Origin of the sequence: Aureibaculum flavum, assembly GCF_016406085.1 — a bacterium.
GTDB classification, from domain to species: Bacteria; Bacteroidota; Bacteroidia; order Flavobacteriales; family Flavobacteriaceae; genus Aureibaculum; species Aureibaculum flavum.
This window is the reverse complement of the sequence record NZ_JAEHFJ010000003.1, coordinates 510,651-532,533: the sequence shown is the minus strand read 5'-3', so window position 1 is coordinate 532,533 and position 21,883 is coordinate 510,651. Positions and strand designations below refer to the sequence as shown.

Genomic DNA, 21,883 nt, shown 5'->3' with positions numbered 1-21,883 from the left:
TTTTAATTATACTGATGATGGTTTTCTTTTAAATCTGAATCAAACTCGACCATCATTTTTTGCAATTTTTTTACAATTTTAGGGTTTGATAATGCCACATTTTTACTTTCTGAAATGTCCGTTTTTAGGTTGTACAATTCTACTTTATCTTTAACAATACGTAATTTCCAATCTCCTTTTCTTACAGCTTGAAGCGTTGTATTTGAATAGTAATAAAACCCTTCTTTTTTATGTGGCGACTTCATTTTTTTACCGGATAATAATTTCCACATATTTTTGCCATCAATTGGTTTTTCAGAAAGCTCAGCTCCCGTCAAATAAGCCAATGTAGGTAGTATATCAATTGTTGAAGCTACTTCTTCCGTTACAATACCTGCTTTTATTTTACCTTTCCACTTGGCAATCATAGGTACACGCATCCCTCCTTCGTAGGTTTCAAACTTAAAACCTCTTAATGGTAATGCACTTCCACCTTGCCCATCTTTTAAATTCCAAGGTCCATTGTCTGAAGTGAAAATGACCAAGGTATTTTCGTCAAGATTTAATTTTTCAAGCGTTTCTAATATCTTACCCATGCTCCAATCTATCTCCTCAATAACATCCCCATATAAACCTCTTGCACTTTTACCTTTAAATTCTGTTGAAGCATACAATGGAATATGTGGCATGGAATGGGCTACATACAAGAAAAAGGGGTTGTCTTTATTTTCTGTAATAAAGTCAACTGCATTTTCTGTGTATCGTTTTGTTAATGTCGTTTGATCTACAGGATACTCCACAACCTCATCTTGCTTCATTAATGGCACTTTTCTTCCTCTCCATTTTTGCTCACGAAGGCTATCAATTGTCATACCTTCTCTAAAGAGGATATCTTCTGAAACTTTTGACTTTGGATTCACAGACATATCGTTACTAAAAGGAATACCATAATAAGAATCAAACCCTTGTGTTGTTGGTAAATATTGTGCTTCATCTCCAAGATGCCATTTTCCGATACAAGCTGTATTATATCCTTTTGTTTTAAGCATATCAGCAATGGTAAGCTCTTGGTTATTTAAACCTCCTTCTAAATTTGGCCATAACACTTTAGGTACACCAACTCGTGGCGGATAAGACCCCGTAAGCAATGCTGCACGCGATGGCGAACAAACGGAAGAGGCAGAATAAAAATCGGTAAATTTTATACCCTCATCAGCCATTTTATCAAGGTTTGGAGTTTTTATTAATGGAGAACCAAAAACACCAACATCTTGATACCCTTGATCATCTGTAAAAAATATGATGACATTCGGTTTAGACGAATCATTCTGTGCGATAACTCGTAAATTGCTACTTAAAAGGATAATTAATGCCCCTATTAAAAACTTATTATATTGCATAGTGTTTAATTTATTTTGCATTAAGCATACCGTCAAATGTATACTTTTTTCCAACTTTTGTATCAAATTCAATAACTTTATCCTTGTATTTTAATTTACATTTTGAACCTTTTTTCGAGGTAATTATTACCTCTTGTAAAAGGGAGTTCTCCCATTTGAAATCTAACTCAAACCCACCTCTAGCAACAACGCCAGAAATGTTACCTTTTGGTAATGCATCGGGTAATGCAGGTAATAATTCTATTTTACCCAAATGACTTTGTACCAACATTTCTATAATACCAGCTGCGGCACCAAAATTACCATCTATTTGAAATGGTGGGTGTGCATCAAATAAATTCGGGTATGAACCTCCACTAATTTCTCGTTCTGGTATTTCTGCAGGACTTAATAAGACACCTAGTAATTTATAGGCCCTATTGCCATCTTTAAATCTAGACCAGAAATTAACTTTCCAAGCCAAACTCCACCCTGTTCCGTTATCACCGCGAAACTCTAATGATTGTTTTGCTGCCTTCATCAACTCAGGTGTTTCCTCATAATTAATTTCGTTACCAGGATAAACTGCCCATAAATGAGAAACATGTCTGTGATGCGATTTTGGGTCGTCTTTATCTTCTAACCATTCTTGTAATTGTCCATATTTTCCAATTTTATTTGGAGCTATTTTAGGAATCATCACTTGAAGTTTTTTTGAAAACTCTTGATCCGTATCTAATATTTCAGTTGCCTTAACAACACTTTTAAACAAAGCTCTTATAATTTGATGATCCATTGTAGGGCCAGCTACCATACCGCCTATTTCAGGAGAAGTAGAAGGTGTACTTATTAAGTAGCCTGTTTTTGGATCTTCAATAAGAAAATCTGTATAGAAAAGGGCCGCATCACGCATTAATGCATAATTTTCTTTTAAAAATTTCTTATCCTGTGTAAACAAATAATGTTCCCAAATATGTGAACAAAGCCATGCACTACCAGACAGCCAAAGGCCATGATTGGCATTATTTACTGGTGCTGCACCACGCCAAATATCTACGTTATGATGTACAATCCATCCGTTTGCATCATAATGCTCTTTCGCAACATTTTTTCCTGTTTCAGAAACATCTTTGATAAAATCAAATAATGGCTCATGGCATTCACTTAAGTTCGCAACTTCCACTGGCCAATAATTCATTTCTAAATTTATGTTGGTAGTGTAACTACTAAACCATGGCGGTTTTATTTTATCATTCCAAAGCCCTTGTAAGGTTGGAGGCTTAGTGCCTGGACGGCTACTTGCAATCATTAAATAACGACCATATTGAACATATAAAGAAAGCAATTGAGGATCGCTAGGATTCTTCCAAAAATCAAAAATCCGCTTATTAGTTACCTCTTTAGATTTTCCGTTATCACCAAAATCAATTTGAAAACGATTAAATAATGATTGATAATCTTTGATGTGCGTATCTTTTACTTTTTTATACTTTTTAGCCTTAATTTTTTCTAACGTCTCTTTTACTATCTGTTGAGGATTACCCGAAACATCTTTAAAGTTTTTATAATTGGTCGCTGCTGATAAATAGATAGAGGCTCTTGATGCATTGGCGACTGAGAGCTTTCCATTTTTAGACTCTATTGTACCATCAGTAGTTACTTTTATGGTTGATAACCCTTTTAAAACGCCATCCTTTACGTGAACTTCCAACGTTTGCGAATTTGCACTTGTTGTAACTTGCTTTTCTTCATGAATTGCATCTAACCAAATACTAAAATTCAATGCTTTTGATTCACTTGCGGTTAAATTGATTGCAATAATTTGATCTGGATAACTTGAAAGTACTTCGCGTTTATATATTACTTTATTAACCTTATACGAAACTTTACTAACCGCATTATTAAGATCTAATTCTCTAGCATATTCTGAATATTTTTCATGGCCAGGAAAATCAATATATACATCACCAAAAGGTTGATAATGTATTTGCTTCAATGGCACACTCATAAATTCTTTATTCCCTAAATCTTGAGCTTCTCTTTGTTTACCATCAGTCAATAATTGTCTTATTTCTCCTAAATATTTATAGGCACCTTTATGAGCATAATCATGTGGTTTTCCAGCCCACAATGTTTCTTCATTAAACTGAATGTGTTCTTGAGATACATCACCATAAATCATAGCCCCTAAACTACCGTTACCTATCGGTAAGGCTTCTGTCCATTTTTCGGCAGGTTTGTCATAATACAACTTCAACTGCTCTTGTGCTTGTGCCGTATTTAAAAACAAATAGCTACAAATACTTACGATAAATAATTTTATATTGTTTGGTATACTAGTCATTCCAGTGTGCTTTAATTATATCATGAATTTCTTGATTATCAGGATCGGTATCTCCTAAAGCTTCTCGTTGCTTTATAATTTCTACTTTCATCTCTTTTATGATATCTTGATACTCTGCATCATTATATGCATTATGAGTTTCTTTAGGATCTTTCTCTAAATCAAAGAAGTCCCAATATTTTTTAGGTTGATTCTCTTTGGTGTATCCGTTTTCCTTGAGTCCATTACCGTAATAAAAAGCCAATTTATAACGTTGACCTCTAACACCGAAATGCCCAGGACGGTCTATAGAATGATCCCAATAACGGTAGTACGCATATTTACGCCAATCTTTAGACGTATTCCCTTTTAAGTTTTCTCGGAAACTATGACCTTGCATTGTTTCTGGATATTCAAGACCTGCATAGTCTGCAAATAATGCGGAAAAATCTACATTTTCTATTAGATCTGTGTTACGCGTATTTGCAGGAATTTCTTTTGGATATCGAATTACAAAAGGCATATGAATTGATTCTTCATAAATTAATCGTTTGTCGAACCATCCGTGTTCTCCTAAAAAGTATCCTTGATCTGCAGTGTAAATGACAATGGTGTTTTCTGCTAGTCCAGATTCTTCAAGATATTTTAATAATTTCCCAATATTATCATCTATCGCAGCACCACAACGCATAAAATCTTTTACATATTTTTGATAGGTTTTGTAACGTGCTTGATCATTTGTTAAACCATCTACATCAAATGGTAATTCTGGATATTGCATGTAACCAGGCACATTATCTGGATCTTCTGAAGCCTTTAAATACCTTTTCTTCAAATTGTCTACAGACTGTCCTTTAAAAGATCTACCTGTAGTTTCAGCACCTTGATCATAAAATGTACTTGGAACAGGAATATCTTCATCTCTATATAAATGACTAAAACGTTCAGGGTAATCAAAAGGTTCATGAGTTGCTTTAAAATGACACATCATCATAAAAGGCTTGGTAGTATCGCGTTTTTCCATCCAATCAATGGTTTTATCTGCAATTACATCGGTACTAAAACCTTCATAGGGCTTACCACCTTGCATATAATCTTTCCAATTTTCTTTGGTTTTTAAAATCGGGTTCCAATACCTTCCTTGCCCTGGTAAAACGCTATAATAATCAAACTCATCTGTAGGTTCTTGTTTTAAATGCCATTTGCCTATAATTGAAGTTTGATAACCTCCGCGTTGCATAACACCCGCAATAGTTGGATGTTTGGAAGGTAAACCTCCCGCTAAAATTGTTACACCGTTAACGTGGCTGTACTGACCTGTAAGAATTGTTGCTCTACTTGGAGAACAGATAGAATTTGAGACCAAGCAATTATCTAAAACCGTTCCTTCTTCTGCTAACCGCTGAATATTTGGTGTATGCACATAATCTTTTAAAATACCATCATATACACCCCATGCTTGTGATGTATGATCGTCAGCCATTATATATAAAATATTTGGGCGTGTATCTTTTACCTCTTGTTTAGCTTCTGTTTTATTTTTACAACCAACAGTGAAAATAAATAGAGATAGTGTAAGAATTCCTAAATAAAATAATCTTCTTTTTTGCATTTGGTTTTAAGTTTAGTTTGTTACTTCTAAATTAATATTTATAAAATCATCAGAAGACTTTCCTATTCCAATTTGGAATAATCCCGGTTCTACAACTTGCTTGTTTTGTTCAAAGTCATGAAAGGATAAATCTTCTGGTTTTATGGTGAAATTTACTTGAATTGTTTCTTGAGGATCTAATGAAATTCTTTTGATACCTCTAAGACTTTTTAAGGGTCTTACTTCTTTACTTTCCAAATCTTTTATATATAGCTGAACTACTTCATCTCCTTGAAATTTTCCAATGTTAGTAACATCAATACTTACTGATGTTGATTCGTTAGCCTTTATTTTTTGATTTGTTAATTTTATATTATTATAATCAAATGACGTATAACTTAATCCGTAACCAAAAGGGTAAAGAGTTTCACCTTCAAAGTAACGATAAGTACGGCCTTTCATAGCATAATTTACAAATGGAGGTAAATCTTTTATCGACTTATAAAAAGTTACAGGTAAACGTCCTGATGGATTGTAATCGCCAAATAATACATCTGATATAGCGGTGCCACCAAGCTCACCAGGATACCAAGCTTCTAATATAGCTGGTAAGTTTTCTTCTTCCCAATTAACAGCCAATGCACTACCATTTAGTAGTACTAATATAACAGGTTTACCTGTGGCATGTAAATCTTTAATTAATTGTTTTTGTATTGCAGGTAACTTAATATTGGTTTTATCACCGCCGTCAAACCCATCATAAGTAACACGCATTTGCTCACCTTCCACATTGGCAGAAATACCTCCAACAAAAATAACTACCTCAGATTTTTTAGCGATTTCAATGGCTTTATCATAAGAAGTTTTTTCTGGTGTTATCCATTCTAACTTCATTTTTGATGGATAGCCAATTTGAGCACAATCAATATCGATAGCGTATTTTTTACCTTTCTTCAAAAACACTTTAGTCGTTAATCTTTTGCTTTTCGGTTCTTTCCAATTATCAATTAACACTTCATTATTAATAGATAACTTATACCCTTTCTTAGCTAAAAGTGACAATGTATATTCACCAGATACTTCAACCTTTAGTGTTCCTGTTAGATTTACAGAGAATTCACCATCTTTTTCTAATAATTCTAGAGGATTTGAATTCCAATTAGAATTAATTACCTTTTCAATTCTGGTAGGTAAAGATGCTCCTGATAAGTCGCCGCTATTATAATAAGTAGCCTGTAAACCTGATTTTCCTTGATAACTTAAAAATTCTGTTGGAATTAATGAAAATGCTTTTTCAGAATCAATTAGATTACATCCTGTTTCAAAATAAACTTTAGTGTCTTTTGATACCTTATTTTTTATTCCTTCAAGAGGAGTTATATAATTCTCAGGAAATCCATTGTAGTTCCCCAATAAGACTTCAAGATGATTGGCATTAGGACCAACAACTGCAATAGATTTAATATTTTTTTTAAGCGGCAATGTGTTATCTTCATTCTTCAATAATACCATCGATTTTTGAGCTGTCTCTAAGGCCAATGCTCGGTGTTTTGGAGAACTAACTACATCCATTGAAATCTTCGAATAAGGCACTTTTTCTGGAGCATCAAACATTCCTAGTTTAAAACGAGCCTTAAACAATCTTTTTAAAGAAATATCTATTTCATCTTCAGTAATATCACCTTTTGCCACTGCATTTGTCAAATATGTATAACGATCACCACAATTTAAATCGCAACCTGCTTTAACCGCAACAGCAGCCGCTTCTTCTTTGGAGTCTACAAAATTATGATAATCATGAATATCTCGAATTGCACCGCAATCTGAAACAACGTAGCCTTCAAATCCCCAATCTTTTCGTAAAATATCGTTTAACAAACGATGACTTGCACAACAGGGTTCACCCATATAACGATTATAGGCACCCATTATGGAGTATGCTTTTCCTTCTTTTATACATACCTCAAAAGCAGGAAGGTAAGTATCATAAAAATCTCTTTCATTGGTTAATGCATCAAAAAAATGTCTTTCTGGTTCTGGACCATTATGTACAGCAAAGTGTTTAGGAGTAGCAACCAATTTAAGATAATCTGGATTGTCTCCCTGAAGTCCTTTGACAAAATTGACGCCCATACGACCTGTTAAATAAGGATCTTCACCATAAGTTTCCTGGCCTCTTCCCCAACGTGGATCACGAAAGATATTTACATTAGGTGTCCAAAAGGTTAAGCCCTGATAACGTTTGAACTCGTTATTTCGTTGTGCTTCATTATATTTAGCTCGTGCTTCATCAGAAATAGACATAGCCGAACGATAAATCAAATTCGTATCCCATGTTGCCGCTAAACCAATAGCCTGAGGAAAAACAGTGGCTTTACCTGCACGAGCCACACCGTGTAAACACTCGTTCCACCATTCATATTCAGGAATATGAAGCCTTTTAATTTCCGGAGACTCATTCATCATTTGAGAAACTTTTTCCTCCAATGTCATTCTAGAAACCAGATCATTTACTCTAAAATCGATACTTAATGATGCATCTTCAAATGGGAATTTAACCTGTTGCCCAAAACTTACATTAACATAAAATTGCAATACTATGAACCAACAAAAATGTAACTTTTTCATACTTAATTCATTAAAAAATTATAAAAAAACCTTTAAAACTATTGGATAACTTCTACCATTTATGAGCGGTATTGTTATGCTTGTATGCTCATTTGTTTGCACAAACTTTACTTTCGTTTTTGTATTTAATCGGTAAAGTTTTTTAAGCTTCCCTGGCCCCATTTCATTCTTTAACCCAAAGGTCGGAATTATTAGTTTGCCTTTTGTTGGGTTCATAATCAAAATATATAAATTATCACCCTTTTTAGTAAATCGCACCTCATCAGAAGCATATTCTGGTGAAGCTGTAGTTCTCTGATTGTAATGTTCAGCTGTTTTTTTCTTTGTAACAATATCATCACCAGCATTTCTTATTTCTCCATTGCTAACTGTTTCAGATTCTCCTCGCACACTTTTACCATCACCATAAACTTTCCAAGGTCTTGTTGCATAAATAGCTTCTCCATTTACCTTAAGCCAATCACCTACAGTATTTATAATTACTTCTTGTTCTGGAGGAATAGTTCCATCAGGATTCAACTCTATATTAAGTAATAAATTACCATTTTTACTTACTGCCTCAATTAGCATTTCTAAAATGGTTCTAGCATTATGCGTTAAGTGTCTGTCTTTTTTATAAAACCAATCGGTAAAGGTTATTTCAGATTGCCAAGGTTCTGCTCTTAAGGTGTTACTTCCTCCACTTTCAACCTCCGTAACCGTACCAGCGATAGGAGCTTTCAATAACATAACGGCATCTATCTTTCCGTTTTCCTTTAAACTGTTGTTATACATTTTCGCACTTACCGCTTTACCATGTTCTCCGTAAGCAAAATTAAAACCATCATAATATAAAATATCAGGCTTGTATTTATTGACCAATTCTAAATGACGTAGTTCCCAATTTTCTTTAATTTTCTCTATAACTTCTGGTGTTCTATTTTCTGGAATTGGGCCATATAAATCTGCCGGATCATAACCTTCCCACCATTTTCCTTTTCCGTCTTCTTTAGTTAATCTTCCATCATAAGGCACGCCTTTATATTCTCCACTTTCGTCTGCCCCAAAAGCAGGCAACCACCAACTTAGAAATCGATTATCGTGACTGGTTACACCAAACTTCATTCCTTCTGCTCTAGTGGCATCCGCAAAAGCTTTTATAATATCTTTTTTTGGCCCCATATTTACGGCATTCCAATCGTGATATGTTGAATTGAACAAATCAAAATGATCGTGATGATTTGCCAATGCCACGATATATTTGGCACCATTATTTTTAGAGAATTTAATAAGTGCTTCAGCGTCAAATTTTTCCGCTTTCCACTCATTTATAATGTCTTTAAAACCAAATTTTGATGGATGTCCATATGTTTGTAAGTGATATGGATTTGCCATTTTTCCAAACTTCTGACGTCCAACATCTTTCATGTACATATGTCTTGCATACCAGCCACCACCTTGTTCTGGAACACTTTGCGGCCCCCAATGAAACCAAATTCCAAACTTGGCATCTCTAAACCAATCAGGACACTCATATTGACTTGCTAGTTCATCCCAAGATAATTCTTCCTCTTGTGCTATTGCTACATTCGTGCTTATCAGAAACAACAGAGCCACAAAAAATAATTGAATTACAATCGGCTTTTGATATTTTACTTGAAACCTATTTTTATCTGATAATGAAAATCTCATTTTCTATTTCTTTTTAAAATTATGGGCTTCTGGATTATCAAAAAGTCCAAACTCCTTTTTATCCAGTTGTGCTGGATCTCCAGTCTTTGTAATTAGTGTTTGCATTTCCTCTAACATGTCTTTTTTTACCTTTTTAAAAGCTACAACTTCTGCCAAGTTATTTAGTTCCCATGCGTCTTTTGATAAATCAAACAATAGGTAGGTAAACACATCATGCTTTGCATTTACTATCAGTTTAAAATTGCCTTTACGAACAGCTCTTTGTCCACCATAATTATTTACTTTAGGGTTAAAAGCTTCACCAGGCCAAGAGTTATAAGCGTAAAGCATACTATTTCTAACTTCTTTTTTTTCTCCTTTTAATAGTGGGGTTAGGTCTTCCGTTTCGATAGATTCAGGAATTGCTAGTCCAGTTAATCCACATAAAGTGGGAAATACATCATGTAAATAGGCTAATGCGTCATTTTTTACATTTTTAGGAATATTTGGCCCAATAAAAATTAATGGAACACCTACACTATGTTCATAAACATTTTGTTTACCTAATAAACCGTGTTGCCCCAATGCCAATCCATTATCACCTGCAAATACAATAATGGTATTATCTGCCTTCCCTGAAGCTTCTAACGCCTTTAGGACTCTACCTATCTGTGCATCGGTAGCAGTAATCATCGCATAATAATCTGAAATTTCTTTTTGAACTCTAGCTTCTGTTCGTGGAAAAGGAGCTAACCTTTCATCTCTAATATGATCATCGGCAATTTCAAATGGATGTTGCGGCATAAAATTTTTGGGAAGCTTAATCTCTTCAGATGGATACATCTCTTTAAACTCTTGCGGTGGAGTGCGAGGATCATGTGGTGCTGTGAATGCAACATACATAAGAAAAGGAGCTTCTTTTTTATAAGAATCTAAAAACCCAACAGCAGCATCCGCAAAAACCTCACTACTAAACTTTTCTTTATTTTGATACGGTTTAGACCAACCATCATCAGGTGTATAATCTTTTACCTTGGTACCAAAATGAGTGGTCATTCCTCCTAAAAAGGCGGACTTGATTTGATTAAAACCTCTTTCTAACCAAATTTCACCATTATGTTGCTTTCCTGTTGCAAACGTTTCATATCCATTTTGCTTAAAATACTCAGGGAATGTTAATAAATCACTTTTACCTCTTTCTTCTTTTGGAAATGCAAATTGTGCATACACATTAGGTTCTATATTAAAAAAATAGCGACCGGTCATTAACATGGCTCTACTTGGTGAACATACAGCAGCTGTTGTTGCTCCAAAAATATATGAATTGGTAAATGAGGTGCCTTTTTCAACCAATTTGTCCAGGTTTGGAGTTTGAACATTATACCTGTCCATTGCTCCTATTGTACCTGCTCGTTGATCATCGGTAAAAAGGAAAAGTATATTTGGTTTTGTTGCTTCTTTTTGTTCAGGCTTCTTTTCTTTACATCCTATAGTAAGTAATCCTAAAAGAAGTAAACAGTACCCTATATTTTTGTTCATCACCATGTTTCTATTTCTTTTCTTCTTTTGCCAACATCTTACCTACTTCTAATAGAATTTTAGCTGACTCTTTCGGTACTTTTCCATCACCGTCAGGACCAACATTTAATAAAAAATTACCGCCTTTACCATTAATATCTTTTAATTTTTCATACACTTCTTGCGGACTTTTCCAATCAGTATCTTTTATTTTAAAACCCCAAGAGTCATTCATGGTATAACATGCTTCCCAATAGTAATCGACTTTATCTTCTAAATGAAATTGCTCTGGAGTTCCAAAATCTTTTTTGAAAATTTTTCTTTTAGAGACCCGATTATTTATAATGATGCTAGGTTTCAATTCTCTGATGTATTGATACAAATCATCTCCATCTTCTAAAGTCCACCAATCCACCCAATCTCCATCAAACCAAATAATATTAGTATCGTAATTCTCAATTAATTCTTTTATTTGATTTTTTAAATATTGAACATATTCCTCTTTTTTCCCTTCATGCATTTTCGTCATTCCCCAACCCCAATCTTTACCTTCTTTTACATATTGTGAACCTTGATGCCAATCAGTAATACTGTAATAAGTGCCAAAAACGATTCCATGTTTTTTACAAGCATCGGCCAATTCTTGTACGAAATCACGCCCTTTCATAGGCGTATTTGCGATATCAAATTCGGTATATTTAGAATCCCAAAGACAAAACCCTTCATGATGTTTGGTGGTTACTACCAAATACTTCATTCCGGCTTTTTTTGCCAATTTCACAATCTTATCAGCATTAAAGTCTTTTGGATTCCATGTTTCCAAAAGCTTTACATATTCTTCTTGAGGAATATTTTGATTTCCTTGAATCCACTCAGCATATCTTCCCTCATCATTGCCTTTATAAATACCTCCAAGTTGACTGTACAACCCAAAATGAATAAACATGCCATATTTAGCATCATTAAACCATTGCATTCTTTTACTAAAATCTATTTTTGATTCTTCTAAATAATTAACTGTTTTTTGAGCATAAAGAGAAGTTATAAATGCAAAAAACATAAAAAAAGTTATCTTTTTCATTGGAAAGGTTAATTTATAAATATAAATTTTGGTTCTTAAAATAAGCCATTCGTTTAAAGTACCTATTACATATAATTATCATACTAAAACATAAAAAAACTTATTAGAAATAATCTATTTTGATTAAAAATTAAAATGGTTTTTTACTTAAAACTAACTTGAAAAGTTAAAACCTTTAAAGAATATCTAAAAGTATACATTCCTTTTTCTAAGAAAACTTCTTTTCGACCAACAACTAATTAAAGAAGATAAAAATATGATTCTATTTTATCTAAAAATTTTTAATAAGAAAGAGCTATATAAAGAACCCAAAAACAGAATTCAAAACATACATTTATTAATGACAGGATAAAATAAAAGGGAAAACTTTTACATCCTCCCTCTTATATCAAACTCAAATATTATTTTTATTTAAAACGCTATTACCAACCTGGATTTTGAGTTAGGTTTGTATTAAGCACTAACTCTTCAGCTGGTATAGCAAGTAAATAATCTCGCTCCGGAATAAAGCCAAAACCATCTGGCATAGACCCAGCAAATGGATCAAGGTAACCATTTTCATCAACATCTTGAGATCCTGAAACATCCGATATCAGAGTCTCAAAATAGGCACCTTTTGGTCTTTTTCCAACAAAAAGCTTATGAGCCCCCCAACGCATTAAATCATCAAGTCTAAAGCCTTCATTCATTAACTCTACAACTCTTTCTCTTCTTATTTCTTGAATAATAGGCGATATACTGTGACCATAATCTGGCCAATTTGGATCTGTAACGGGTGCTAAAGTAAGTTTGGCAGTTGGATTAGCAATAAAATCAAAACCGGCTCTTTCACGTAATGCATTGATAGAGATATCTAAGTCCTCTTGCGTTATGGTTCCTAATTCTGCTTTAGCTTCAGCATATATAAGTAAGGCTTCACCATATCTCATAAGAATTTTAGCCGTATTTCTTGTGAAATTACCCGTAGTAGCATCTAATTCTGGAATTCTATATTTTTGACCCTCATAGGCACCAACACTCTCACTTATATTTGGTGCAGTCCAAGAGACTATAGAGTTATCAATATTAACACGAACTACATCTCCTGGAACCATAAGTGTTTCAGCCAGTCTTGGATCTCTATTAGTCTCAATGTTTGCTAGCTCAGTATCGGTTGTAGGTAGTGTACTTATAGCTGTAGGCAAACCATCTATACATAAATAACTGCGTATAGCATCTAATGCATAAGAGTATTTATTTGGCCAAAAAACTTGAGCATCGTTACCAAAAGAATTTCCTAAACCAACAAAATCATATTGTTTCCAAAGAATAATTTCGTTATTAGCACTCAGGTTCGTTTGGTTAAACAAACCGCTATAGCTAGAGTGTAAGCTTCTTGTGCCTCCATCTATAAGGTCTTTAGCGGCATCGGCAGCTTGTTCCAAATAAGCAGTACCGTCAGAGCCAGTGACACCAAAGGCAGTTCCATTGTGATATTTTTCCCATGTACCTTCGTAAAGTGCAATTGTGGCTTTTAGTAATTGAGCTGCTTCTTTACTTACACGAGGCTGACTTAGATTAGCTTTTGTTTTCAATAATGAAATTGCCATATCAAGGTCCGCAAGTATAAAATCAGCCACTTCATTACGTGGCGATCTAGCTCTATATAAAGCCTCTGTATCTAAATTATTAAAATACTCCTTATAAATAGGAACGGCTCCATATTTTTTTAATAAATCAAAATAGAAGTAGGCTCTAAAGAATAATCCTTCACCTTTAAATTGATTAATATTGGCCTCTTCACCCACGGCTTTATCAACATTTGATGCAAAATAATTTGCTTGCCTTATTTCATCCCAACTCCAAAGCGATCTGTTAGCCTCGTCAGGGATACCTTGAGTACCATTCAATCTAGATCCTGCACCTGTACCCAACCCGAAATCTGTACCTGTATCAGGCATTTGAGCACTACCAAAACCTACACCAGACCATCCGGGTAGTTTATTATAAAAAGAGTTTGTATACAACTCTAAATCACTTCCTGATTTCCAGAAAGCTGGCTCTGATATTTCATCTAGAGGGGTTCTTTCCAATATATCATCGTCACACGACACCATTAAGATTGCCGAGCATATTGTTAGAATATAAATTATTTTTTTCATAATTAGTATAAATTAAATTTTAAAATGAAACATTAATTCCTGCCGAAATGGTTTTTGATAAAGGATAAGAAGAACCTCCACTAAAAGTACCTCTAACGGATTCAGGATCATAAAATAAAAGATCTGATACTGTTAAGAGGTTTTCTCCTGTAACAAATATTCTAAATCTATCAATCTTATATTTTTCTGATATATTTTTAGGAATTGTAAATCCAAGTTGTATCGTTTTTAATCTCGCATAGGCACCATTCTGTAAATAATGGTCAACTGCAGATTTGGTGTTTTTATTATTTCTACCACCATTCTGTGCATAAGGTCTAGCAAAATACGAATCTGTATTTGGACCTAGAGGACTTGTGGTATTTTCTGGTCTATAATAATCTAAATGCTCTTCATACACATTAGAATGGAATGGCCCTTGTGCTGGTCCTAAAAATTGCTTCTTATAATTACCTTGTATAGGATTAATATCTCTTTTTCCTACCCCTTGTACAAACATATTAAAGTCTAGACCTTTGAAGCTAGCACCAAGTGCAATTCCATATTGGTATCTCGGCGTCGTGTTTCCTATTACAGATAAATCGCCATGATCATCTACTGTATTATCACCAATGTCAATAGCATCATCACCATTTAAATTGGCATATCTAGTATCACCTTCTTTATAAGACCATGGACTATGCCATTTTTGGCTTACAAGTGCTGTTTGTTCAGCTGCTTGTTCATCACTTTCAAACCAGCCATCCCATGTAAAGCCCCATATATCTCCAAGATCTTTTCCTGCAAAACGATCAGAAAGTAATGCTGTTGCATTATCGAATTCTACAATGGTTTGTTTATAGTCAGTAAGTGAAACTCTAATGTTATAATTAAAGTCTCCTAATGATTGTTTCCAAGATATTTCGGTCTCCCATCCTTGAGTTCGTGCAACACCACCGTTTACTAAAGGAAGTGCTCCATCTGCTGTTCCTAGCACAGCTGGTAACGAGGGTCCTCCAGTAGCCAAATCTGTAATATCTGAACGAAACCAATCAAAAGAGAAACCTAGTTTGTTATTTAATGCTAAAATATCGATTCCAACATCTGTTGTTTTTACGGTTTCCCATGTTAGGTTGTCATTTGGAAGTGTTGATTGTACGTTAGCTGTATATTCTCTTTCTCCATTAAATAGAAAAGAACCAAGGCCTACAGGGATTCCTGTAATATATCCATAGAGCCCAACATTCTGATTTCCAAGCGACCCTTTACTAGCTCTTAGCTTAAACATACTTATATCATCGAATTTCCAGAAATCTTCCTTTGCGATGTTATACCCTAATTCAAAAGAAGGAAATCCAGCCCACCTGTTATCAGGTTCAAACCTTGATGTACCGTCTCTACGGTAAGTTACTCTTGCAATGTATTTTTCTTTATAATTATATCCTATTCTACCAAATACACTCTCCGTTGACCAATGCGTTATTACATCTGTAACGGTTTGCTCACCTACAGCAGTAGATATCGATGGAACCTCATCTGATAATACGCCAGCTGCGTCTGCGTTTAAATTGTATACATTATAACGTTCACTTTGATATCCTACGGTAGCGTCAAAATTATGGTCACCAATGGATTTATGATAACTAGTATATAAATTAGGAGACCAATAGTCGTTTGTAGACAATCGAGGTCTAATTATTGTTTGATCTCTCGAAATTTCTACTTTAGTTTCACCATTTGGACGTTTTGATTCATATTGTGTAGAAGAAAAAACCGTTTTATTATTATTTGTTCTATAGTTGTATTCTAAGTTAATAAACCAATCTTTAAGCGGTTCTATAACAACTCTAGGGAGTAAGACCAATTGGTTGCTTGTATTCACTTCACTAGAGTGTTGCCAACGCGGATAATAAGCAGCTGGCATCGGCTCTCCCCAAATAGGGTCTACAGTAGGCATAGTAGGTTTTAGTTTTGATAATTGATCAAATACTCGACCTCTACCAAAACCAGGATCCCATGGGAACTCGGCATCACTTCTTTGTAACTTCGTTAAAAGTTCGAACTTTAACCATTTATTAGGTTTTGCAGCTATTTTTGCATCTAAATTATATCTATTAAAAGTGTTTTCAGCTACTTTAAATAAACCATCTTCTGAGTATGCTCCTGCTGATATGTAGTAGTTTAGCTTTTGGTCACCACCTCTAATGCTTAAGTTGTGTTTAGATTTTTTTGCATAATCTTTAAAAAGAAAATCTTTCCAGTCGGTTGCTGCACTACCACCAAGACCTCCACTATTTACAACCCAATCGGTATCATTGTTTTTGCTAAGTGTTGTGGGTGCACTACCTGGGTTATCTAAATTTTGTTGTATCCACCCTATGGCTTCTTCTGAAAAAAACCAATTTTCTTGGCCAGTCATATTAAACCTTGAATCATTCATTACATGAGCATACGTTACTGCGTCAGATTGTTGTGGCCATTGTGTAGGAGATGAAAAGGAGAAGCTGTTAGAATAGTTAATTTTCATACCGCCATTCATGTTTTTACCACTTTTAGTAGTTATTAGAATTGCACCACCAGCAGCTCTAGAACCATAAATAGCAGCTGAAGCTGCATCTTTTAGCACTGAAACCGTTTCAATGTCTTCAGGGTTAATGTCATTTATATTCATTACCGCACCATCTATAAGTACTAAAGGTTCCGAATTTACTATATTACCATTAGCTCCACCATCATTACCCGTACTCGTTAATAAGCCTCTGATGTTGATGTTTTGTTCAGCTCCTGGTTCACCTCCACTTTGAGAATTAGTAATTACTAGCCCTGTTACAGCCCCTTGTAAACCTTGAGATACACTTGCAATAGATCTGTCTTGAAAAGTTTCAGCACTTACCTGTGCAACAGCAGAGGTTACAGTCGATTTTTTTCGAGTACCATAACCAACTATCACTACTTCATCAAGATTTGCTGTAGATTCTACAAGCGTAATGGTGAGTTCTGTTTGGTTTGTAACAGCTACTTCTTTGGTTTCGAATCCAACAAAAGAAATCTCTAAAATGGCATTAGCATCTGCAACATCTAAAGAAAACTTACCATCAAAATCCGTTTGTACACCGTTCAGTGTACCTTTTTCAACGATACTTGCTCCTGGCAATGGTTCACCGCTTTGATCAAGTACTGTACCCGAAATTTGAATCTTTTGATCTTTAAGTTCTTTAAGCTGTTTCGGATCACTTTTTTCGACAATAATAACATTATTATCAGTTAATCTAAACGAAGTTTCGCCCTTAGAAAAAATATTGGTAAGAAGTTGATTCAATAAAATTTCACCTTTTTTTAAATTAACTTTAGGAACATCCTTAAATAGTTCTTGTGGATATAAGAAACTAAATTTAGATTGTTTACTTACAACCTTGAATACTTCATCTATAGACATTTCCATGTCTTTTTTGATTTTAATTTTCTGCTGCGAATAGCTATCAACAGTATTAAAACTAAAAACCGTAGTGCATAATAGAAAAATAAATGCTCTCATAATAAACTTTAGTAGCCGACTTCGAGTGAAAGATCGGGCATTGATAAAATTAATTTCCATAAATTTGAATTGTGTTAGTTAAACTTATTAATTAATACATAATGTCTGGGATGAAGTGAAACGGCCAAATTTCAGTACTTCATCCCCTTTTTTTATTTTAATAATACTATCTTATTCTTTATTTCATATTCTTTAATTATTCCAAAATTTTTAACAATATTGAGTACCTCATTTATGCTTACATCCTTTCTAAGCGATCCATTAAATCGTTTTTCTTGAGCAGCTTTATTTTCAAAAATAAATTCAACATCATACCAACGAGAAAGTATGGTAACAATATCTTTCAACGGTTTACCTTCAAAACTAAAAACACCTTCCTTCCACGAAATTTCATTATAAACATCTATTTTTTTGACGGTGAATGTATTTGTATCAAGATTAAGATTTAATTGCTCATCGGGTCTTAATCTTTTTTTCGTATCATCTACGTTTAAATCAATTTTACCTTCTACAAGGGTTGTATATATATTTCTTTCTTCCTTATAAGCCTTTACGTTAAATTGTGTACCAATAACTTCAACTTCTTGTTCATTACAAATTAAATTAAATCTAGATCCATTGTGATTAGAACTTGGAGAAACGGCAAAGTAAGCTTCACCATAAACTAGTTCTACTTCTCTTGTCTTTCCTTTAGTAAAATGTACAGGATATTTTAATTGGCTTGCAGAATTAAGCCATACTTCAGTATCATCAGATAGCTTTAAATAAAACTGACCACCACGAGGAATAGTAAGGTAATTGTAAACTATTTTGTGTTTTGTTTTTGCCTCAGAAGAATAAGCCAATTTTTCTCCATTACTGTTGACATTTTCAGATTGGTAATTTTTGCCTTTGCCCAATGTAATATTAGACCCATCTTCCAACGTAAGTACTGCCTTATTAGAACCAGGTTCAATAATTATAGGAGCAGTATCCTCAGATATATTTGGAGTAGGTGTATTAGTTAGATAGCCTTGTTGATAGTAATAGCTTAGCCCTAAAACGAAGATGGCTGCTGCCGCATACTTAATAAAAGATCTAATTCTTTTTTGTTTAATAACAGATTTGTCCTTACTAATTCTTTGCAACAATACTTCCTTTGCATCAAGCTTATCTTGATTTTCCAGCGTATATAAAATGGAATAATGTGTTCGAACAAACTCTTTAAAAACTTTGTAATTGTTTGGTTTTTTTATCCAATCTCTCAATTGATCTAACTCTTCTGCATTGGCAGCTTTGTTAATATATTTTACAATGAGATTTTCTGCTTTATTAGAAATCATTCGGATAGTTTAGTTATTATAATTAACCACCCCATTTTAAATACCCTATGTTTTTTTAACTTTTTTTTAACGATTAGAGGATTAAAAAAAATGAAATCACTATTTTTGAATAAATATTTTTACGAAATCGATTATAATAATGCCAAAATATTTCATTATTTTTTATTTTGAATTTTGATTATTATATTTTTTAAAACTATTAGTAATAGCAAGGGATAGATTCGTTTTTAAGGAACTAAATTTAGAATTTGAAACTATTGATTTTAACTGATTTCAATTCTTATTTTTAGATGTTTTGGAAAAATAAAATATTTAAAAACTTTACATTTGAGTGACTAATCTTATTTATGAATTTGAATACTAATTTTGAAGATAATACCTATTTAATTGAATCTCTTAAGCAAGGAGATGAGAAAGCCTATTCTCATTTAATTGAAAAATTTCATAAAAAGTTGTTCATCTATGCTTTTTCGCTCACAAATAATAAACCGCTTGCAAAAGACGTATTACAAAATGTTTTTTTAAATGTTTGGATTTTTCGAGATAAACTCGATTCAAATCTTTCCATTAATAATTTTTTATATACGGCTACATACAATGAGTTTATTAGGCAATATTGGAAGAATCAGTCCACCAAAGATTTAGAAAATAAATATGCTCAAGCCTTAAATGAGGTAATAAATGAAACGGATGAAAAAACAATTGAAACCTTAATGTCAATTGTAACCCAAGAAATCCAAAACTTACCAAAAAAATGTAAAAAAGTTTTTCTATTAAGTAAGGAAGATGGTCTTACAAATATGGAGATATCTGAATATTTAGAGATCTCCATTAAAACTGTAGAAGCTCATATTTCAAAAGCCTATTGTATCATTAGAAAAAAAATTGGCAAAAAAACAAGTAGTATCTTATTCTTGCTGTTTCCTAATAATAAAACATCTTAATTTTTATCGCTTATATTCTACTTTGATAAGTATATAAATCAAAATATCTGCCTTTTTTAGCGATAAGCTCGTCATGCTTGCCTTGTTCTACTATATTTCCATCTTCTATAACTAAAATTTGATCTGCTTTTTGGATGGTGCTTAGCCTATGAGCAATTACAAAAGTTGTTCGGTCTTGCATTAAAACACCTAAACTTTTTTGAATGTACGATTCACTTTCGGTATCTAAATTAGAAGTAGCTTCATCTAAAATTATAACTTTCGGATCTGCCAATAAAGCTCTAGCAATAGAAATTCGTTGGCGTTGGCCTCCTGATAATTTTACACCTCGCTCGCCAATTACTGTTTCTAAACCTTCATCAAATCGATCGGTAAACTCATTTACATAAGCTCCTTTTACAGCGGCTAATAATTCTTCTTCTGTAGCATCTGGCCTTGGAAATAAAATATTTTCTCTAATAGTACCTTCATATAAAAAATCATCTTGTAAAACCACAGCTAAATGCTTTCTAAAGCTGTTTAGGTTTACCTTAGCTAAATCTTCACCGTCAAGTGTGATTTTCCCTTCAACAGGATTTAAAAAGGTGGCTGCTAATCCTGCAATGGTACTTTTACCTGAACCTGAAGAACCAACTAATGCCGTAACACTTCCAGAAGAAGCGTTTAATGAAATATTGTGAAGCACTTCCTTATTTTCTTCATAACTAAAAGACACATTATCAAAAACAATATCTCCTTTTATATCCTCTAAAACAATCGTTCTCTTTTCCGGATCATCTTCTTCCGTCATATTCATCAACTCTTGTGTACGATCTAAACCCGCCATGGCTTCAGTAAGCTGACTCCCAATATTACTCATCTGAACTATTGGTGCAACCATAAACCCTAACAATAAGGTAAACTGAACAAAATCACCCAATGTCATTGAGCCCCCCATGATATAATAACCACCTAACCCCATGATTCCAGCAGATGCTAATCCAATTAGAAATGTAGAGGAACTTGTAATTATAGCGGTAGCAGTCAAGCTCTTTTTTACATTTTGAAATAATTTATCAACCCCTTCTTCAAAGGTCTTATTTTCTTGTTCTTCAGCATTAAACCCTTTGATGACTCGAACTCCGTTAAGCGTTTCTGTAAGACGACCTGTTACCTCTGCATTAATTTTTCCACGGGCCTTAAAAATGGGACGAATTACACCAAAGGCTTTAAGCATAACAACTGCAAAAATCAGCACAGGTACCAACACGACTAATGTCATTGTGGCATTTATTTTAAGTAACCATACAAAAGATAATATGGCTGTTATTGAACCACCTATAAGCTGCACCAACCCTGTTCCTACCAGGTTTCGAACACCTTCAACATCCGTCATTACGCGAGAAACCAAGGCTCCAGATTTATTATTATCGAAAAAATTTATAGGTAATTTTAATAATTTACGTTGCACTTTTGCTCGTAATAATGATATTAAATGTTGAGCCTCTACACTTAGTAAACGTGTTAAAGAAAAAGAGGTAACTGCTTGAATTAATAATGCACACACCACAATTATAATTAGTGTGTATAACCCACTCATATCTTTGTTTGGTACCACATCATCAATTAATGTTTTGGTCTGAAGTGGTATCACTAAACCCGCCAAACTCTTCAAAATTATTAATATTAATCCAATAGATACAATTTTTCTTCTCGGCCAAATAAATTCTTTAAATGCCCATGCAAACGATACTTTCTCTTTTTTACTCATGCTACCTTATTGACTAAAACCGAGCCAATTTAATTTGGCTGACAATTAGGCATAAAATTAATA

12 protein-coding genes are annotated in these 21,883 nt (G+C 33.7%); 1 reads left to right on the top strand and 11 read right to left on the bottom strand.

Going from position 1 to position 21,883, the window contains the following annotated elements; all coding sequences use genetic code 11:
* Nucleotides 1-2: 2 nt before the first annotated feature.
* The 10 genes from JBL43_RS08195 to JBL43_RS08150 all read right to left on the bottom strand — a co-directional run bounded on the left by JBL43_RS08195 (nt 3) and on the right by JBL43_RS08150 (nt 19,126).
* Nucleotides 3-1,379: a sulfatase family protein gene (locus tag JBL43_RS08195; protein WP_198840964.1), complete on the bottom strand. Its 1,377-nt coding sequence runs from the start codon at nt 1,377-1,379 to the stop codon at nt 3-5.
* Nucleotides 1,380-1,389: 10 nt separating this feature from the next.
* Nucleotides 1,390-3,702, bottom strand: coding sequence for a glycoside hydrolase family 95 protein (locus tag JBL43_RS08190; RefSeq protein WP_198840963.1), 2,313 nt, complete (start codon nt 3,700-3,702; stop codon nt 1,390-1,392).
* Nucleotides 3,695-5,293, bottom strand: a complete 1,599-nt coding sequence (locus tag JBL43_RS08185; protein ID WP_198840962.1) for a sulfatase family protein — start codon at nt 5,291-5,293, stop codon at nt 3,695-3,697. The genes JBL43_RS08190 and JBL43_RS08185 overlap by 8 nt, the downstream gene beginning before the upstream one ends.
* 12 nt (nt 5,294-5,305) lie before the next feature.
* Complete coding sequence (locus tag JBL43_RS08180) at nt 5,306-7,900, bottom strand: beta-glucosidase (RefSeq protein ID WP_198840961.1); 2,595 nt, start codon at nt 7,898-7,900, stop codon at nt 5,306-5,308.
* Between the two features lie 18 nt (nt 7,901-7,918).
* Nucleotides 7,919-9,571 carry an alpha-L-fucosidase gene (locus JBL43_RS08175; RefSeq protein WP_198840960.1) on the bottom strand — a complete coding sequence of 551 codons (1,653 nt, stop codon included), beginning with the start codon at nt 9,569-9,571 and terminating at the stop codon, nt 7,919-7,921.
* A gap of 3 nt (nt 9,572-9,574) precedes the next feature.
* Nucleotides 9,575-11,089: a sulfatase family protein gene (locus JBL43_RS08170; protein WP_198840959.1), complete on the bottom strand. Its 1,515-nt coding sequence runs from the start codon at nt 11,087-11,089 to the stop codon at nt 9,575-9,577.
* A gap of 10 nt (nt 11,090-11,099) precedes the next feature.
* Complete coding sequence (locus JBL43_RS08165) at nt 11,100-12,149, bottom strand: alpha-L-fucosidase (RefSeq protein ID WP_198840958.1); 1,050 nt, start codon at nt 12,147-12,149, stop codon at nt 11,100-11,102.
* Between the two features lie 422 nt (nt 12,150-12,571).
* Nucleotides 12,572-14,290: a RagB/SusD family nutrient uptake outer membrane protein gene (locus tag JBL43_RS08160; RefSeq protein WP_198840957.1), complete on the bottom strand. Its 1,719-nt coding sequence runs from the start codon at nt 14,288-14,290 to the stop codon at nt 12,572-12,574.
* Between the two features lie 19 nt (nt 14,291-14,309).
* The gene (locus tag JBL43_RS08155; protein WP_198840956.1) at nt 14,310-17,804 is read right to left on the bottom strand and encodes a SusC/RagA family TonB-linked outer membrane protein; all 3,495 of its coding nucleotides are present in this window, start codon (nt 17,802-17,804) and stop codon (nt 14,310-14,312) included.
* A 152-nt stretch (nt 17,805-17,956) separates the two neighbouring features.
* Complete coding sequence (locus JBL43_RS08150; RefSeq protein ID WP_198840955.1) at nt 17,957-19,126, bottom strand: FecR family protein; 1,170 nt, start codon at nt 19,124-19,126, stop codon at nt 17,957-17,959.
* A 347-nt stretch (nt 19,127-19,473) separates the two neighbouring features.
* On the opposite strand from JBL43_RS08150, the gene JBL43_RS08145 reads away from it, so the two are divergent.
* Complete coding sequence (locus tag JBL43_RS08145) at nt 19,474-20,070, top strand: RNA polymerase sigma factor (protein WP_198840954.1); 597 nt, start codon at nt 19,474-19,476, stop codon at nt 20,068-20,070.
* 10 nt (nt 20,071-20,080) lie between these two features.
* On the opposite strand, the gene JBL43_RS08140 is transcribed toward JBL43_RS08145, so the two are convergent.
* Nucleotides 20,081-21,820, bottom strand: coding sequence for an ABC transporter ATP-binding protein (locus tag JBL43_RS08140; RefSeq protein WP_198840953.1), 1,740 nt, complete (start codon nt 21,818-21,820; stop codon nt 20,081-20,083).
* Nucleotides 21,821-21,883: the final 63 nt, after the last annotated feature.

What these genes read in the sequence shown, in the direction of transcription:
- JBL43_RS08160 (WP_198840957.1), bottom strand. Translation starts at nt 14,290, where the DNA reads ATGAAAAAAATAATTTATATTCTAACAATATGCTCGGCAATCTTAATG.
- JBL43_RS08185 (WP_198840962.1), bottom strand. Translation starts at nt 5,293, where the DNA reads ATGCAAAAAAGAAGATTATTTTATTTAGGAATTCTTACACTATCTCTA.
- JBL43_RS08170 (WP_198840959.1), bottom strand. Translation starts at nt 11,089, where the DNA reads ATGAACAAAAATATAGGGTACTGTTTACTTCTTTTAGGATTACTTACT.
- JBL43_RS08175 (WP_198840960.1), bottom strand. Translation starts at nt 9,571, where the DNA reads ATGAGATTTTCATTATCAGATAAAAATAGGTTTCAAGTAAAATATCAA.
- JBL43_RS08140 (WP_198840953.1), bottom strand. Translation starts at nt 21,820, where the DNA reads ATGAGTAAAAAAGAGAAAGTATCGTTTGCATGGGCATTTAAAGAATTT.
- JBL43_RS08150 (WP_198840955.1), bottom strand. Translation starts at nt 19,126, where the DNA reads ATGATTTCTAATAAAGCAGAAAATCTCATTGTAAAATATATTAACAAA.
- JBL43_RS08145 (WP_198840954.1), top strand. Translation starts at nt 19,474, where the DNA reads ATGAATTTGAATACTAATTTTGAAGATAATACCTATTTAATTGAATCT.
- JBL43_RS08195 (WP_198840964.1), bottom strand. Translation starts at nt 1,379, where the DNA reads ATGCAATATAATAAGTTTTTAATAGGGGCATTAATTATCCTTTTAAGT.
- JBL43_RS08180 (WP_198840961.1), bottom strand. Translation starts at nt 7,900, where the DNA reads ATGAAAAAGTTACATTTTTGTTGGTTCATAGTATTGCAATTTTATGTT.
- JBL43_RS08190 (WP_198840963.1), bottom strand. Translation starts at nt 3,702, where the DNA reads ATGACTAGTATACCAAACAATATAAAATTATTTATCGTAAGTATTTGT.
- JBL43_RS08155 (WP_198840956.1), bottom strand. Translation starts at nt 17,804, where the DNA reads ATGAGAGCATTTATTTTTCTATTATGCACTACGGTTTTTAGTTTTAAT.
- JBL43_RS08165 (WP_198840958.1), bottom strand. Translation starts at nt 12,149, where the DNA reads ATGAAAAAGATAACTTTTTTTATGTTTTTTGCATTTATAACTTCTCTT.